Annotated in this window: 15 protein-coding genes; 14 read left to right on the forward strand and 1 reads right to left on the reverse strand. The window is 37.8% G+C overall.

Going from position 1 to position 15,851, the window contains the following annotated elements; translation table 11 throughout:
* Nucleotides 1-95 precede the first annotated feature (95 nt).
* From menB to D1953_RS19295, 13 genes are all read left to right on the forward strand, one after another.
* On the forward strand, nucleotides 96-896 hold the full coding sequence (gene menB / locus D1953_RS19235; protein ID WP_119118765.1) for a 1,4-dihydroxy-2-naphthoyl-CoA synthase: 801 nt from the start codon (nucleotides 96-98) through the stop codon (nucleotides 894-896).
* A 17-nt stretch (nucleotides 897-913) separates the two neighbouring features.
* Entirely contained in the window at nucleotides 914-2,539 is a 1,626-nt protein-coding gene (locus D1953_RS19240) for an AMP-binding protein (protein WP_119118766.1), read from the forward strand.
* A 39-nt stretch (nucleotides 2,540-2,578) separates the two neighbouring features.
* Nucleotides 2,579-3,325, forward strand: a complete 747-nt coding sequence (locus D1953_RS19245; protein ID WP_119118767.1) for an SDR family NAD(P)-dependent oxidoreductase — start codon at nucleotides 2,579-2,581, stop codon at nucleotides 3,323-3,325.
* Between the two features lie 179 nt (nucleotides 3,326-3,504).
* Complete coding sequence (locus D1953_RS19250; RefSeq protein ID WP_119118768.1) at nucleotides 3,505-4,257, forward strand: SDR family NAD(P)-dependent oxidoreductase; 753 nt, start codon at nucleotides 3,505-3,507, stop codon at nucleotides 4,255-4,257.
* Between the two features lie 201 nt (nucleotides 4,258-4,458).
* On the forward strand, nucleotides 4,459-7,494 hold the full coding sequence (locus D1953_RS19255) for an efflux RND transporter permease subunit (protein ID WP_119118769.1): 3,036 nt from the start codon (nucleotides 4,459-4,461) through the stop codon (nucleotides 7,492-7,494).
* A gap of 202 nt (nucleotides 7,495-7,696) precedes the next feature.
* Entirely contained in the window at nucleotides 7,697-8,698 is a 1,002-nt protein-coding gene (locus D1953_RS19260; protein WP_119118770.1) for an LCP family protein, read from the forward strand.
* A 204-nt stretch (nucleotides 8,699-8,902) separates the two neighbouring features.
* Nucleotides 8,903-9,475, forward strand: coding sequence for a nitroreductase family protein (locus D1953_RS19265; protein ID WP_119118771.1), 573 nt, complete (start codon nucleotides 8,903-8,905; stop codon nucleotides 9,473-9,475).
* Nucleotides 9,476-9,608: 133 nt separating this feature from the next.
* Nucleotides 9,609-10,775: a tryptophan synthase subunit beta gene (trpB, locus tag D1953_RS19270; RefSeq protein WP_119118772.1), complete on the forward strand. Its 1,167-nt coding sequence runs from the start codon at nucleotides 9,609-9,611 to the stop codon at nucleotides 10,773-10,775.
* A gap of 543 nt (nucleotides 10,776-11,318) precedes the next feature.
* Nucleotides 11,319-12,662 (forward strand): C40 family peptidase, encoded by a 1,344-nt coding sequence (locus D1953_RS19275; RefSeq protein ID WP_245980270.1) that lies wholly within the window; start codon nucleotides 11,319-11,321, stop codon nucleotides 12,660-12,662.
* Between the two features lie 240 nt (nucleotides 12,663-12,902).
* The gene (locus D1953_RS19280) at nucleotides 12,903-13,340 is read left to right on the forward strand and encodes a hypothetical protein (protein WP_119118773.1); all 438 of its coding nucleotides are present in this window, start codon (nucleotides 12,903-12,905) and stop codon (nucleotides 13,338-13,340) included.
* A 41-nt stretch (nucleotides 13,341-13,381) separates the two neighbouring features.
* Nucleotides 13,382-13,615: a DUF2653 family protein gene (locus D1953_RS19285; RefSeq protein ID WP_425454293.1), complete on the forward strand. Its 234-nt coding sequence runs from the start codon at nucleotides 13,382-13,384 to the stop codon at nucleotides 13,613-13,615.
* A gap of 267 nt (nucleotides 13,616-13,882) precedes the next feature.
* On the forward strand, nucleotides 13,883-14,050 hold the full coding sequence (locus D1953_RS19290) for a YezD family protein (protein ID WP_119118775.1): 168 nt from the start codon (nucleotides 13,883-13,885) through the stop codon (nucleotides 14,048-14,050).
* A gap of 219 nt (nucleotides 14,051-14,269) precedes the next feature.
* Nucleotides 14,270-15,061 carry a serine hydrolase gene (locus tag D1953_RS19295; RefSeq protein WP_182480687.1) on the forward strand — a complete coding sequence of 264 codons (792 nt, stop codon included), beginning with the start codon at nucleotides 14,270-14,272 and terminating at the stop codon, nucleotides 15,059-15,061.
* Nucleotides 15,062-15,085: 24 nt separating this feature from the next.
* On the opposite strand, the gene D1953_RS21465 is transcribed toward D1953_RS19295, so the two are convergent.
* The gene (locus tag D1953_RS21465) at nucleotides 15,086-15,223 is read right to left on the reverse strand and encodes a hypothetical protein (RefSeq protein ID WP_182480688.1); all 138 of its coding nucleotides are present in this window, start codon (nucleotides 15,221-15,223) and stop codon (nucleotides 15,086-15,088) included.
* A gap of 489 nt (nucleotides 15,224-15,712) precedes the next feature.
* Between D1953_RS21465 and D1953_RS19300 the strand changes: the two genes are divergently transcribed.
* Nucleotides 15,713-15,851 (forward strand): riboflavin kinase (locus D1953_RS19300; protein WP_220453380.1); only part of this gene is annotated, 139 nt, incomplete at its 3' end.

Below are 15,851 nucleotides of genomic sequence, written 5' to 3' on the forward strand. Positions count from 1 at the left end.
AGATTGCTATTTTATCGGTCAAATTGCGAGAGTTCAATGAAAGTAATTAAAGGAAAAATGAGTCTAAAACTATTATAGCGATGGAGGTCAATAATATGGAATTAACAGATATCTTATATGAAAAAACGAATGGGATTGCCAAAATTACAATTAACCGTCCGCAGGTTTACAATGCTTTTCGAGCAAGAACAATCCAGGAATTAATTTGGTCTTTCCGTGACGCATGGGATGATAACCGCGTTGGGGTTGTGATTTTAACAGGAGCAGGCGAAAAGGCATTCTGTGTCGGTGGAGATCAAAAAGAAAAAGGCGATGAAGGTGGATATGATTATTCCGGCGGTTTAGGGGGTGGTATCGGTCTAGAGGTGGAGAATTTGCATCAAACCATTCGAAATATTCCGAAGCCAGTTATTGCAGCGGTAAATGGATTCGCGATTGGCGGAGGACATGTGCTTCATGTCATTTGTGATCTAACGATTGCGGCGGAAACAGCAAAATTTGGTCAAAGCGGACCTAAAGTAGGGAGCTATGATGCCGGATTTGGCTCAGCTTATTTAGCTAGAGTTGTTGGGGAAAAGAAAGCGCGAGAAATTTGGTATTTATGTGAACAATATTCTGCACAAGAAGCAAAAGAAATGGGTCTTGTGAACAAAATTGTTCCTGCAGAGCAACTGCAGCAAGCAGCAGAAGAGTGGGCTGAAAAGATTCTTGAGAAGAGTCCAACAGCGCTGAAAATGCTTAAATACTCCTTTAATGCCGATAGTGCAAACATTCAAGGAATTTCACAATTATCAATGGGCAGCCTGGCTATGTTTTACAACACACCAGAATCGGAAGAAGGCAAGAATGCTTTTCTTGAAAAACGGCCGGTAGATTTCAAAAAATTTAGACAGTAAAAAGGGGATGGAATTTAGTGAAACTAGATACGCTGTTGAATCAGGAATATGTGGAGAAGTACCAGTCTATTTGGCCGAATCGAACAATCTTAGATTACTTAAAGGAGGCAATCGCAAAGTATCCGGATAAGGCGGCGATTATTGATAAGAAAAGTCGCTATACGTATAGAGAAGTCGGAAAGCTAGTAGATCGAGTCGCCTTAGGTTTGCTGGAAATAGGTTTGGGAAAGGGAGATGTTATTTCGATTCAATTGCCTAACTGGAATGAATTCGTCATCCTTCATTATGCGGCTACTCGAATAGGAGCTATTACAAATCCTCTTATTCCGATTTATCGAGATCGTGAAATTGGCTATATGGTAGGCATGGTTGAATCAAAAATGATTGTTGTTCCAGATAGATTCCGAGGTTTCAATTACCCAGCGATGATTGAAAGGCTTAGCCACCAATGGCCGGCATTGGAACATGTCTATGTACACGGGGAGAACGTTCCAAGTGGAATGAAAGCGTTAGCCGCGCTGTTTGAAGAACCGTGGGAAGAGCGTATGGATGTAAAAGTGTTAGATGAAATTGAGCATAATCCGAATGATGTGACAGAGATTATTTTCACTTCCGGAACGACTGGGAATCCGAAAGGGGTTATGCATACACATAATACGCTTTGTGTTTCAACGAATTATTGGATTGAACGTTTACGTTTAACCTCTGATGATGTGATGCATATGGCTTCTACGTTTGCACATCAAACTGGATTTGGCTATGGGGTACGGCTACCGACTCATTATGCAGGAACGGCTGTTTATCAGGATATTTGGAATCCAAACGAATTTTTAGAGTTGATAGAGAAAGAGGGAATTACATTTACTGCAGGTGCAACGCCATTCCTTGAGGATACGATTCGATTAGAAGGGATTGGGAACTATGATCTTAGCACATTGCGTGCATTTGTTGCGCTAGGGGCCCCGATTCCAAGGCAGTTAGTTAAAGAGGCAAATGAAAAGGTTTCATGTAAAATTTTGGCTGGTTGGGGACAATCGGAAAACGGCCTTGTGACCCTGACAAAGCTTGATGATTCAGAGGAAAAACTAACAGGTACAGATGGTGTTCCTTTTTCAGGAATGGAAGTCAAAGTGGTGGATATGAATGGTGAAATATGTCCGCCGCATCAAGAGGGAAGTTTACTAGCGAGGGGGCCTGCGCAGTTCGTTGGCTATTTAAAACGGATGGATGACACACTTGCCGAGCATCAGGATGGCTGGTTCATTACAGGGGATCGTGCTGTGATGGATGAAGATGGATATATTCGTATATCTGGCCGTGATAAAGATGTAATCATCCGAGGCGGTGAGAATATCCCTGTTGCCTATGTCGAAAATGTTCTTTATGAACATCCGGATATTTCTATTGTGCAAATTATTGCGATGCCTGACCGAAGACTTCAAGAGAAGGCTTGTGCATTCATTAGTATGAAGCCAGACAAAACGCCATTAACTTTACAAACTATGCAGGAGTTCCTTGAGCAAAAAGGGATGGCTAAACAGTATTGGCCAGAACATGTAGAAGTCATTGATAAATTTCCGCGAACACCAAGTGGAAAAATTAAGAAATTCCGTTTAAGAGAAATGATTAGTGAACAAGTGTAAAAAGTAAATCGAAAAAATAGATTAAGTGGAGGGGAAGTTATGAGTAAACGAGTGGCTTTTATAACAGGAGCAGGTAGAGGAATGGGAAGAGAGATTGCTAGAACGCTAGCTTCTAAATCTATGAATATTGTTGTTACAGATGTAAATTTAGAAAACGCACAAGAAACGGTTTCTATTTTAAAAGAAGAAGGGGCAGAAGCGGTTGCCGTGTATTGCGATGTAACGAAGCTAGAAAGTGTCCAGGAAGCGGTCGCAACAGCACTTACTCATTTTGAAAAGATTGATGTATTGGTCAATAATGCAGGATGGGATAAAGTGGAACCGTTTTTAAAAAGTGAACCAAGTACATGGAAAGCCATTATTGACATTAATTTAATGGGGCAAATTCATACATCTAAAGAAATTTTGCCAGTTATGATTGAAAATGGTTACGGAAAAGTTATTAATATTTCCTCTGACTCAGCGAGAGTTGGTTCAAGTGGAGAAGCCGTTTACTCGGCTGCAAAAGGTGGAATCGTAGCCTTTACGAAAACATTGGCTAGGGAAATGGCAAGACATAAAATAAATGTCAATTGTATTGCACCAGGACCAGCTGATACACCGCTATTTAAAGAAATTGGCGAAACGAATGAAAAGCTTGTAGCGTCTTTAGAAAAAGCTATTCCGTTCAGACGTTTAGCTCAACCTAGTGATATTGCTAATGCTGTGGCGTTTTTGGCCTCTGATGAAGCAGAATATATTACGGGTCAAACACTTTCAGTGAGCGGCGGATTAACAATGGTGTAAGAATTTCATAGGAATGAGGCTGGATTAAAAATAGGAGATTGGCATGATTTTCTGTGGATTTGGCAGGATTATAAGTCAAATTGGCATGATTTCTCATGAATTTAGCACGATTATAGGCTAAATTCGCATGATTCTACTTTTAAGACAGCCTCGTTCTATTTTTAGAAGGAGGTTATTCGATGAATAGTAGTTTACAAGGAAAAAATGTCTTAATTACGGGTGCTGCAAAAGGAATTGGTCGAGGGATTGCGTTAGCGGCTGCTAGTGAAGGGGCGAATATTGCGTTACATTACCGTGGATCTGAAGAAGAAGCTATGAAAACAGCGAAAGAAATCGAAGAACTTGGGGGAAAAGTAACTCTCGTACAAGGTGATCTTGCACATTTAGAAGATATTAAGAGAATAAAAGAAACGCTTGATGAGAAGTTTGGCCATGTGGATTGTATTGTTAACAACGCTGGCTGGGCGCAAGTAAAATCGTTCTTTCAATATGAGCCAGAAGAATGGAAACGTGAAGTAGATATTTGTTTTTATGGTGTATTGAATTTAGTACATACGTTTATGCCTGCGATGATGGAGAACAATCAGGGGAAGTTTATTAATATTGTCGGGGATTCCGCAAGAACAGGGGATCGAAATTTAATTGTTTCAGCAGCTGCTAGAGGGGGAACAATCAGCTTTTTAAAGTCACTAGCAATCGAAGCCGGTCGAAACAACGTGCAATGTAACACAGTTTCACTTGGACTCATTGACCAAGGTGAATTGAATTTTAATGAGGCAACACTCGCGAAGGTAGTCAAGCAGTATCCACTCAAAAGACTTGGAAAAGTGGATGATGTAACGGGAATTATTTTATTTTTATTATCGGAATCAGCGGATTGGATTACCGGACAGGTCATATCGGTAAATGGCGGGCATAGTATGTTGGGTTAATGAGTGCATGAATAAGGGAGAAGATGCGGCATACACTTCTTTTGTTTGGTAGGGGTTGAGGATCGGACCATACCAAAGAATGAAGTGTTTTTTCTATGTTTACATCGAATTTATACTTCTTTACACATTTTAGTCAACCGTTTATGTTAATATTTAGTATGGGATTATTTTATTGATTTTCCAATGATAGGGGATGTGTATGTGGAATTCTTCACAAAGTGGGCATTTAAGAATAAAGCTGCTGTTTCGTTAGTCACTGTTTTTATTCTATTAATTGGGATGTTTAGCTATTTTAAATTGCCTATGGAATTTTTACCTTCCGCTGATAATCCACAAGTGACGATTGTCACAATGGGTCAGGGGACGGATGCAAAAACAATGGAAACGACCATAACAACTCCGATTGAAAGGGCGGTTACAGGATTAAAAGGAAAGACCTCTGTTTATTCCGTAACAGGAGACGGCTTTTCAAAAGTTGATTTGTTCTTTGAAGCAGGATCGGATATGAAACAAGCAAAGCTGGATGTCCAAGAAGCTTTAGGTAGTGTAACACTGCCTCAACAGATGTCAAAGCCTACGGTTACCCAACTTAATACATCGATGATTCCGATTTCATTTATTGCCGTAACATTTAAAGATGGATTAACAGCGGAAAACTTAGATTTTGTTCAAGAGGAACTGGAGCCTTTATATAAGGATATTAAAGGAGTTTCTGATGTTCAAACATTTGGGGCTGCTGAGTCCGTTCTTTCCGTTAAAGTGAATAATAAACAACTAGCGAAAAAGAACGTTTCGATTGAACAAATTATGGGTGTTTTGAACGGTCAAAATACGGCTCTCGCTGTTGGTGAAAACGTCATTGACGGGAAGACAAGTAATATTAAAGTAATTGGAGATGTAACAAGCGTTGCCAAGCTAGAAGCGCTAAGGGTCAAACCAAGGGTTACGCTCGGTCAAGTGGCGGAGGTTGAAGAAGTAAAAAACGACCATCTTATTAGTCGATTTAATGGAGAAGACAGCATTGATATGAGCATTGTTAAAGACAGTCAGTCAAATGCTGTAACCATTAGCCGTGAAGTAGAAAAAATCACAAAAGAAATTAATGACAAGTACCCTGATCAGCAATCGACGATTTATTTATCTACAGCTGATATGGTAGAAACGTCTGTTCAGACGATGGTGAAAGAAGTATTGCTTGGTGCATTGTTTGCTACGATTGTAATTATGGTCTTTTTACGAAATGTACGCTCGACCTTTATTACAATCGTTTCGATTCCATTGTCTCTTGGTTTAACCCTCTTCTTGTTATCCTTATCGGGTGTAACCTTAAATATTTTAACACTGGGCGGTGTCGCTGTAGCGATTGGTCGCTTAGTGGATGATAGCATCGTGGTTATTGAGAATATTTTCCGAAAAATGCAGCAAGAGAAGTTTTCGCTTCAATTAGTGATGGATGCTACGAAAGAAGTAGGTGTGGCGATTACAGCTTCCACTCTTACAACTGTCGCTGTTTTCTTGCCGGTTGCTTTATTGAATGGAGGGCTTCAAGAGTTTCTGCTGCCTTTTGCTTTAACGGTTACGTATTCTTTACTCGCTTCGTTACTTGTTGCATTAACGGTTGTTCCGCTTATGAGTGCAGGGTTGCTAAGGAGAACGAAGCTTCCAAAACACCGACCAGCTAAGCGTTTTACAAAGGTTGTGAAGTGGTCCTTGAATCATAAATGGGTGGTCCTTCTGATTTCCTTCTTATTGTTTATCAGTTCTATTGCTACATACATTGCGATGCCTAAAGGAGCAGTGGACAATTCGACAGCTGATTATGTGTCAGCGACGCTCGCTTATCCAACTGATCAGCCATTTGATGAAGTAAGAGATAAAGCGATTGAACTCGAAGAAACGATTCAGGATATGAATGAAGTCGATGATGTGTTTATGCAATTAGGAGTCTCCGCTGAGGCCGCTCAATATGGTACGGTGACATCACCTACAGAAGCGACTTTTGGTATTTTAGTGAAAGATAAAGAACAGATTGACACAATCTTAGAAAAAATTGAGCAGCAAAAAGACCATTATCCCGATGCGAAGCTTGAGGTGAGTGCCGCTTCCTTTATGATGGGAGCAGGGCAAACGAATATTACAATCGATGTAATTGGGAATAATGTAGAAGAGCTCGAAGGAACAGCTAATCAAATTAAAAAGAAAATTCAATATATTGAAGGCGTAGAAGAAGTTACAACGAATCAAGATGAAAAGAAAACAATCTACTCATTCAAGGTCAATTCCTCTAGAGGGAATACAGAGCAAATCGCTCAACAACTCGGTGTAATGCTGAATAGAACGCCTATCGGTCATATTACGCTAGAGGAACAGTTAACACCTGTGTATCTTGAACCAATCTTAAATCCGAAAACACCAGAGGATTTAAAGAAAATTCCGGTTATGACAGAGTTTGGTCTAGTGCCTGTATCAAAAGTTGCTTCGTTAAAGAGTGAAGAAAGTACAACGAATCTGTTCCATAAAGACGGTGAAACGTATCTTCAAGTAACGGCAACAGTTGATCCAGCTAAACTCTCTGATATTGCAAGCAAAGTAAATGTTGAGATATTTGGAGATAAAGAGAATAAGGGTCTCGATATTCCGGAAGATGTAGAGGTGTATGTTGGGGGAGCAAGCGTACAGCAAGCCGATGATTTTACCGATCTGTTTGTTACGATGTTCATTTCAATTGGTATTGTTTTTCTGATTATGGTGATTACATTTAAGTCCATGAGAGCACCGATCGCAATCCTATTTTCATTGCCGTTCGCTGCGGTTGGTGCCGTCTTAGGGCTGGTAATTAGTCGTATTCCAGTCGATATGACAGCCCTTTTAGGGGCACTTATGTTAATTGGTATTGTTGTGACTAATGCGATTGTCCTGTTAGACCGAGTGAAACAAAATGAACAACATATGATTATTCGTGATGCGATTGTTGAAGCGTCAGCAACAAGATTTCGTCCAATTGTGATGACGGCTGTAGCCACGATTTGTGCGATGCTGCCTCTTTTATACAAAAAAGCGGAAACAGGAAGTTTAGTTTCCCAAAGCTTGGCCATTGTTGTTATTGGCGGTTTAGCTATTTCTACATTGCTCACGCTGATTGTTATTCCATGTATATATGAATTGTTGTATTTTAAAAAGTCAAAAAAGCAAAGAAGGAAAGCGAAAGTCTTTGCTGATGAACGTGTTGATATGTAAAGCAGGTAAAAAAGTTTGTAGGGGCATTTGTCTCTACAAACTTTTTTTATAGAATTATAAAGTGAAACGGGGGCCTCATTGCCCGTTAAATGTAGGACAAAATGTTAAGAGTTTCTAAAGTTTTTAAAGTTATAGTGACGAAATTTTCTTTTTATTTGATAATATAGAAAAATAAAAGTTATACATAGAAAAAGGAGCGTATATGGAAGAGAAGGTGAAGCGTTCTAACAAGAAAAGAACGAAAAAGTATAGAGAACTTAAGCTTTTTGCATTAGTTATATTATTGATCCCTTTAGGACTGCTTGGTTATGGGTATTTTCAGTATTATGATGCGAAAACAAAAGCGGAAAGTGCACTCGGTTCTGCTCATAAAAAAGAAAAAATAGAATTTAATGGCGATACACATGAACAAGATAAAGTTCATATTTTATTAATCGGAGTGGATAAAAGAAAAGGACAAGTGCAATCCAATTCGGATACGATTATGATTGCTCAGTTTGATCCGAAAAATCAAAAAGTGAAATTAGCTACATTAATGAGAGATATGTATGTTCCAATTCCAGGTTATAGCGATTATTACAAAATCAATGCAGCTAATTTCTTAGGCGGTCCTGAGTTAGTTAGAAAAACAATCAAAGAAAACTTTGGAATTGATACAGAGTATTTTGTGATGGTTGATTTTAAGGGATTTGAAACGATTATCGATACATTAAACCCCGATGGTATAGAAATTGATGTAGAAAAGTCCATGAGTAAGGGGATTGGAGTTAGTTTAGTTGAAGGAACACAGAAATTAAATGGGAAAGAACTGCTTGGATATGCTCGTTATAGACAGGATAGCGAATCAGATTTTGGCAGAACGAGACGTCAGCAGCAAGTGATAAAAGTATTATTGAATGAAGTCGTAAGTACAAACGGAATCTCAAATGCTCCAAGATTACTAGGGGCTGTCCAACCGTATATTTCTACTAATATCAGCAGTGTCGATAGCTTAAGTTTAATTAAAGAAGTGTTATCTAACCGGCCTGAGTCTGTCGACACTTTAACGATTCCAGTTGAAGGTTCGTACACCGATGAACGAGTTGAGGGGAAAAATGGCGGTCATAGTCAGCTTGTGCTGCAAATCGATGAAGCAGTCAATCGTCAAGCGCTGCATGATTTTCTGCTGAATGAATCCGATGATACGGTTGCTCAATCTCACTAATTATAGTGTGTGAATTGGAAATTACATATTTGTTTGGTAATATTTATTTTGAAGCAGTTATTTTTACATCTGTATTATGTTTATCCGACATTTAACGGGCAGTAAGCCTCCCACCTCAAGTTTATGAGGAAACAAGGAAGATATAGGTATGCTTTCATCAATCAGGTTTGTACGGTCACTTACTTTATAAGGAGTGTTGAAAAAATGGATGTTATTACAGCGATTAAAACGCGAAGAAGTATCGGGGTTGTGAAGCCAGATCCAGTACCAAAAGAATTAGTTGAAGCCATTTTAGAAGCAGGGACATGGGCCCCTTGTCATCATCGAACAGAACCGTGGCGTTTTTTCGTTTTAACAGGAGATGGTCGAAATCGTTTAGGAAACCTTTTCGCTCAAATGACACAAGCAAACATGGAGGAGCCTCTGAGTGAGGAAGACCAAAAAAGGTTAGAGCGTGAGAAAAATAAGCCGTTGCGAGCCCCTGTGATTATTACAGTAGCAGTCGAACCTTCAGAGCAGAGTAAAGTGCTTCTTCAAGAGGAATTTGCTGCGGTGCATGCGGCTGTTCAAAATATGCTGCTAACTGCACATGCTTTAGGATTAGGAGCGGTTTGGAGAACAGGTGATATTTGTTATGCACCGGAAGTGAAGGAGTTTTTTGGACTTACAGGAAAATCAGGAGTCGTTGGCTTTCTGTACATCGGCTATTCCGATATAAAGAAGGAATTAAAAGGGAAGAGAAAGCACTTTTCTGAAGTGACACAGTGGATCGATTGAATGATGGAAAAAACCTAAATGCGGAATGGGCATTTAGGTTTTTTTTCTGTTCTATTTTATGAGATAATTTTTTAAATATTAGTTGACACTTGTTATAATAGATGAAACGTATGATAAAGGAGTAGAGTTTAGAATGACGAGTAATAGTGTAGAAAGTAAAGGATACTTTGGAGAGTTTGGCGGCAGCTATATACCAGAAAATCTTCAAAAAGTAATGGACGTATTAGAAGAACAGTTTCTGAAATATAAGGATGATCCACGGTTTTTAGCTGAGTATCAATATTATTTAAAGGAATATATCGGTCGGGAAAATCCATTAACATATGCGAAAAATTTAACAGAACAAATTGGCGGAGCGAAAATCTATTTAAAACGTGAAGATTTAAATCATACAGGTGCTCATAAGATTAATAATGCAATCGGCCAAATTTTATTAGCGAAAAAGATGGGAGCTAAACGTGTGATCGCTGAGACAGGTGCAGGTCAACACGGAGTGGCTACCGCTACTGCTTGTGCGATGTTTGGCTTGGAATGTGTCATTTATATGGGGAAAGTCGATACGGAACGACAAGCACTAAATGTATTTCGAATGGAATTACTAGGTGCTAAAGTTGTAGCAGTCGATAAGGGACAAGGTCGCTTAAAAGAAGCGGTTGATGAAGCGTTAAATGATTTAGTTCAAAACTACGAAAATACATTTTATTTGTTAGGATCAGCTGTAGGACCTCATCCATATCCAACGATGGTGAAGCATTTCCAGGCGGTCATTAGTGAAGAGTCTAAACGTCAAATTCTTGAAAAAGAAGGAAAGTTACCGACTGCTATCGTAGCATGTGCAGGCGGAGGAAGCAATGCGATTGGTTCATTCGCTCATTATATTGATGAACCAAACGTTCGTTTAATCGGCTGTGAACCAGCAGAAGCACCAAGTATTTCAGAAGGTGTTCCAGCGGTTATACATGGTTTTAAATGTTTAACGTTGTTAGATGAAGAAGGAAATCCGAAGCCTACTTTCTCGATTGCAGCAGGATTAGATTATCCGGGTGTAGGTCCAGAACATAGTTATTTAAAAGTAAGCGGTCGCGGGGAATATGTAACGGTTACAGGGCAGGAAGCATTAGATGCATTCCAGCTTCTTTCTAAAACGGAAGGAATTATTCCAGCGTTAGAAAGTTCTCATGCTGTTGCTCATGCGATTAAATTAGCGAAAGAATTGTCACGTGATGATGTAATTGTCGTAACGTTATCAGGTCGTGGTGATAAAGACGTGGAGCAAGTATTCCACATGCTGCAAAAGTAAGGAACATACGAGATAAGACTCTTGCCATATCGGTGAGAGTCTTTTTTTCGAAAGCACGGTTTCCTGTGAAATAAGACAAAATTCAACAGTGCCGTATCACCTAGTCTTTTTTCTATAGTTCAACAGGAAATAAATGGCGTATTATTTTGTTTGTAATGTTATTGTAATATTAGATCTATTTAATGGTAATTAAGAGGTTTTAGTTCGTTTTCATCGTTAACTTAGGCTTATGTTTACATGAACTTTGTCATAATATAGGATTTTTTAGCTACATAATATGAAGAAATGAGTCGAAAAATAGGAGTTTATGTTTAAAATGAAATATAATTGTAATGTGAATAACACCACTTTGATAAATTATGATGTTATACTTCAATGTAGGAAAAAGTTATTTTATTATGTATATTAATCCATTACAAACTTACATATGAAACTAATACATTAAGAACATATAAAAATTTCTAGGCTATTTATAATAAATAAGATTCATAGAACGCCAAGAATCTGTTACTAGATAGCTAGGGAAGAAAGCAGGGAACGATTTTGAAGAAAAAATTTATTGCATTAAATACATCTATTATGATCGGACTAGGAAGTTTATTTTCAATTCCAGCAGTACAAGCAGAAAGCATTTCAAATATTGAGTCTGAACGTACGGTGATCCAAGAAAAAATTGCTGAAGCACAGAAACTTATTAAAGAATTAAATGCAGAGCAAGAAAAGCTGAAAAAACAAATTGAACAAGTTGAAGAAGCTATTAAAGAAAACAACGCAAAGATTACAAAAACGAAAGAGCAAATTAAAAAAACACAAGCAGAAGTAGATGCACTGAAAAAGTCCATTGCAGCATTGGAAGAACGAATTGCAAATCGTGAAGAAGTTCTTAAAGAACGTGCTCTTTCATTCCAAGAAAGCGGCGGCGATGTCAACTATGTGGAAGTATTATTTGGGGCAACAGACTTCAGTGATTTCGTAGGCCGCGTTCAAGCGGTAGCGACAATGGCTCAAGCAGACCGTGCTATTTTAGCTGAACAAGAAGCGGATAAAGCTGAATTAGAAGAGAAGAAAAAAGCAGTTGAGGAGAAATTATCTAACTTGAAAAGCATGCAGGTTGAGTTAGAAGGAATGCAGGTTCAAATTGAATCTCAGAAGAAACAAAGTGAAAGAGCAATCAAGAAGTTAGAAGCAAAAGAAACAGCAACGAAACAGCTTCAAGAAAGCCTAGAGAACGAGGACGATAACCTTGAAGCGCAAATTAATTCTATTCTTGAAGAAAGAAGACAAGAAGCAAAACGTAAAGCAGAAGAGGAAGAAACTTTACGAAAAGCAGCAGAAGAAGCGCAACAATCAACACAGGCATCAACATCTAATAATAGCTCTTCAACACCATCAGCAAACGATAAATCGGATTCATCTGATACATCAAAATCAACTGAAACCAAATCATCTGATGAATCAAAAACAACTGAACCAAAAGCTGCTGCACCTAAACCAAGCAGTGCCAATACAGGCTCAGCGATTACGGCAGGATACAAGTATATCGGGAACTCTACTTATAAATTTGGCGGCGGTAGAACGGCATCAGATATTGCGAACGGTTTATTCGATTGTTCTGCTTTCGTATCTTGGGCATATGGTCAAGCAGGTGTGAGCCTTCCAGCGCATACAGATGCTTTGGCAGCGTCTGGAACAAAAGTCTCAGCAAGCCAAATGCAGCCTGGAGATTTAGTATTCTTTGATACGTATAAAAGAAATGGACATGTTGGTATTTATGTAGGCGGCGGTAAATTCATTGGTTCTCAAAGCTCTACGGGCGTAGCCATTGCGAATATGAGCAGCGGTTACTGGGCTCAAAAATTCAATGGATATGTTGTACGTGTAAACTAATCAAGTAATAGAAGGAATAAGCAGAGGGACGCTCTCTGCTTATTTTTCTGTGAAATGCTATTTTGGTAATATTTTCAACAAAACTATTTTTGAAAAAATAAAAGAAAAAAATGAAACTTATTTTGTTCTATATCGTAAATACTATAAAGTATAAGATGAAAGGTGCTGGGAAAATTCGTATAGGACAATAAGGTACATTTACAAAAAAATGAAACATATATCAAGGAGGAACTTACTTACATGAAAAAATTATTGGCAGCTGTATTAACTGCAATTTTAGTGTTAGCACCTGTTGGCAGCTTTGTATTCCAAGAGAGCACAACAACGGTTGATGCAAAATCCTACAAATCAGGAAAGAAAAGCTTTAATACTGATAGAAACAGCAATATCCAAAATAATAATATAAACAAATCTGATGCGACAACAAATAAAGCAAAGACGAATACTACTAATAAAGGCGGCTTTATGTCTGGCGGACTTATGAAAGGTCTTATGTTAGGCGGACTTGCCGGCTTACTATTTGGCAGCCTATTTGCGAATATGGGTGCATTAGGATCTATTCTTGGTTTCTTAATTAATGTAATCGCAATCGTAGTCATTATTTCCATCATTCGTAAAATCTTCGTTTACTTCAAGGATAAAAAGAAAAAAGAGGATACTAATCCGTGGAGAAATTAATCATTCCAGAACAAGATATTATTAATGCACTATGTGTGTATATGTCTCGTAAAAAACAAATTCAACCTCAAGATGTTGAAGTAGAATTGATGTATGATGATGAGTATGGATTTTCTGCTGAAGTGTATTGGGAAGGGCGCAAGCAAGTTCTAATTACAGTGAACTTAATTGAAGCACTTCGTTTATGGCTTGATGAATTTTTAAACAGAGATCCTTATGCCGGAATTGAGCTAGTGCTTGATGATGAAGAAGGAATTATAGCTGTTATTAACTGAAGAAAAGGATGTACCTATTTATAATGGGTGCATCCTTTTTGTTTACATACCTCATTCGAATGAACGAAATTAGAAATGACGGAAAAGTCTTAAAAGTGAATTGACAAATTTATCTTGCTGTATTATATTTAATTCATAGTTTTTTAATATGTTTAATGTGATAACTACGAAAAAAGTTGTACTATTTTGATAAAGTAATAATATCTATAAGTGAAACAGTAGAATACAAGAAGCAGGTGCGAATTCATGATTATAGGGGGGCTTCGTATGAGCAAGTTAGAAGAGCAGCAATTACAATATATTTTAGCCAGTTTGCAAAATATCCAGTATGGTTCAGTAGTTATTACGGTACATAACGGGGAAATTACACAGGTCGATACAACGGAAAAGAAGCGATTTCCACTTTTAAAAAGTCATACTGCCAAAGCAAAATAGAATAAATCAATAAGAAACTAAAGCATCACAAAGTATAGGGTGGTGCTTTTATTTATTTTCTATATTGCTACATATAATACGGTTAATTATTCAACAATTTCTCCATATCTTGAACCGCTATGAATGGATAGGTCTATAAGTTCTCACTCTTTCCGTGATAGAATAAAGAGAAGAGGTGAGCAGGGGTTCACCTCGATAATGGGAAAAAGGGGGATTTGTATGACTTTACAATCAATTGAACCAAAAATTTTAGAGCTTATTGAAACATTTGATGGGCGGATCGCGTACAAAATTGAAAACGATCGCGGAGAGTCTATTTCTTATCACGAACATGAAGCGTTTCAATCCGCAAGCTTAATTAAAATCCCGATGATTATTGAAGGGTATCGTCAAGCTGAGAACAAAGATATTTATTTAAATCAGCCGTTAACGATTCCACGCAATGAGGTCACTCGCGGGTCTGGTGTACTCCATACTTTGTCAGATAAGGTATTTTTAACAGTTGAAGATTTATTAACGCTCATGATTACGATTTCGGATAACACCTCTACGAATATGATGATGACGTTGCTTACTTTTGAGAAGATTAATCAATGTATTCAAGAGCTTGGGTTAGAAAATACCGTGTTACAACGAAGAATGTTTGACTTTAAGGCTCTAAAAGAAGGGCGCGACAATACGATGTCAGCCGCTGATACTGTACTTTGTTTAAAGGCGATACATACGGGTGATTTTTTAACAAAAGCCAGTCAAGAAAGGATTCTAGACATCTTTGAACAGCAGCAATTTAAGGAACGCCTTCCTGCTATGATGGGAAAAGGTGTGAAAGTTGGGAATAAAACAGGCAGCCTTCGTGGAGTCATGCATGATGCGGCTATTATTCGTTCTGAAACGGAAACGGTTTGCGCGGCTGTTTTAACGGAAGATATGGCATCGGAAGAGGAAAGCCGTCAGATTATTAGTAAGATTGGCAAGTTGATTTATGATGAGATGATGAAGGAGCAAAATTAAGAAGTTGCATAAATAGCAGTATATTTAGGAGGCTTGCTTGAAGAATATGGTTTTGTGTTCTTCGAATAAGCCTTTAAATGACCAACCTGTTCTTTGTGATAACTGAGAGATGACTAAACCTCCACTAACGTTTGGCGCCCAATAAGCAAATTGTAAACTCATGATATCTCCTCCTCCTTCATATTAAATAAAAAAGAGGCTCACATCAGAATCCCTAACGAAAGGAATCGACATGAGCTTCTGGTTATTCAGTGGGCAATATTGGACAAAAAGTAATAAATGATTATTTGTGATTTTAATTATATTAAACCAATATGTCAAGTTTGCTTTTTTGATATACATCAAATCATTTATTTCTGTACATCCTTCTATAAAGTTATTTATGTATTTGAGTTAATAGCTAATAACTTATTTTAGAAGATTATTAGTTAATTAATATTAGATTATCTTTGAAAAATACAATTATTTTAATTTTTAGTAAATTTGATTTTTTCTAAATAACAGGTAAATTGAACTTGACAACTAGGAATAATGGGATTATATTTATTAACAAATAATATAATATTACCGACTAGACAACTAGAGGCTTTCTAAGTATTTGCTTAGGAGGCCTTTATCTTTTTTATAAAACATTTTCAAAAGGAGGTTCATATGAACGCATTACGTCAGTACGCTGATCATTTTATTATCGGCCAGGTTGAGAAAGGGAAGCAGCTCGGAAGAACGATCGGATTTCCGACAGCTAATTTGAATATCGCAAACAATGTCTCCTTAGAAAATGGAGTTTATG

It is taken from the genome of Peribacillus asahii (assembly GCF_003570725.1).
GTDB classification, from domain to species: domain Bacteria; phylum Bacillota; class Bacilli; order Bacillales; family DSM-1321; genus Peribacillus; species Peribacillus asahii.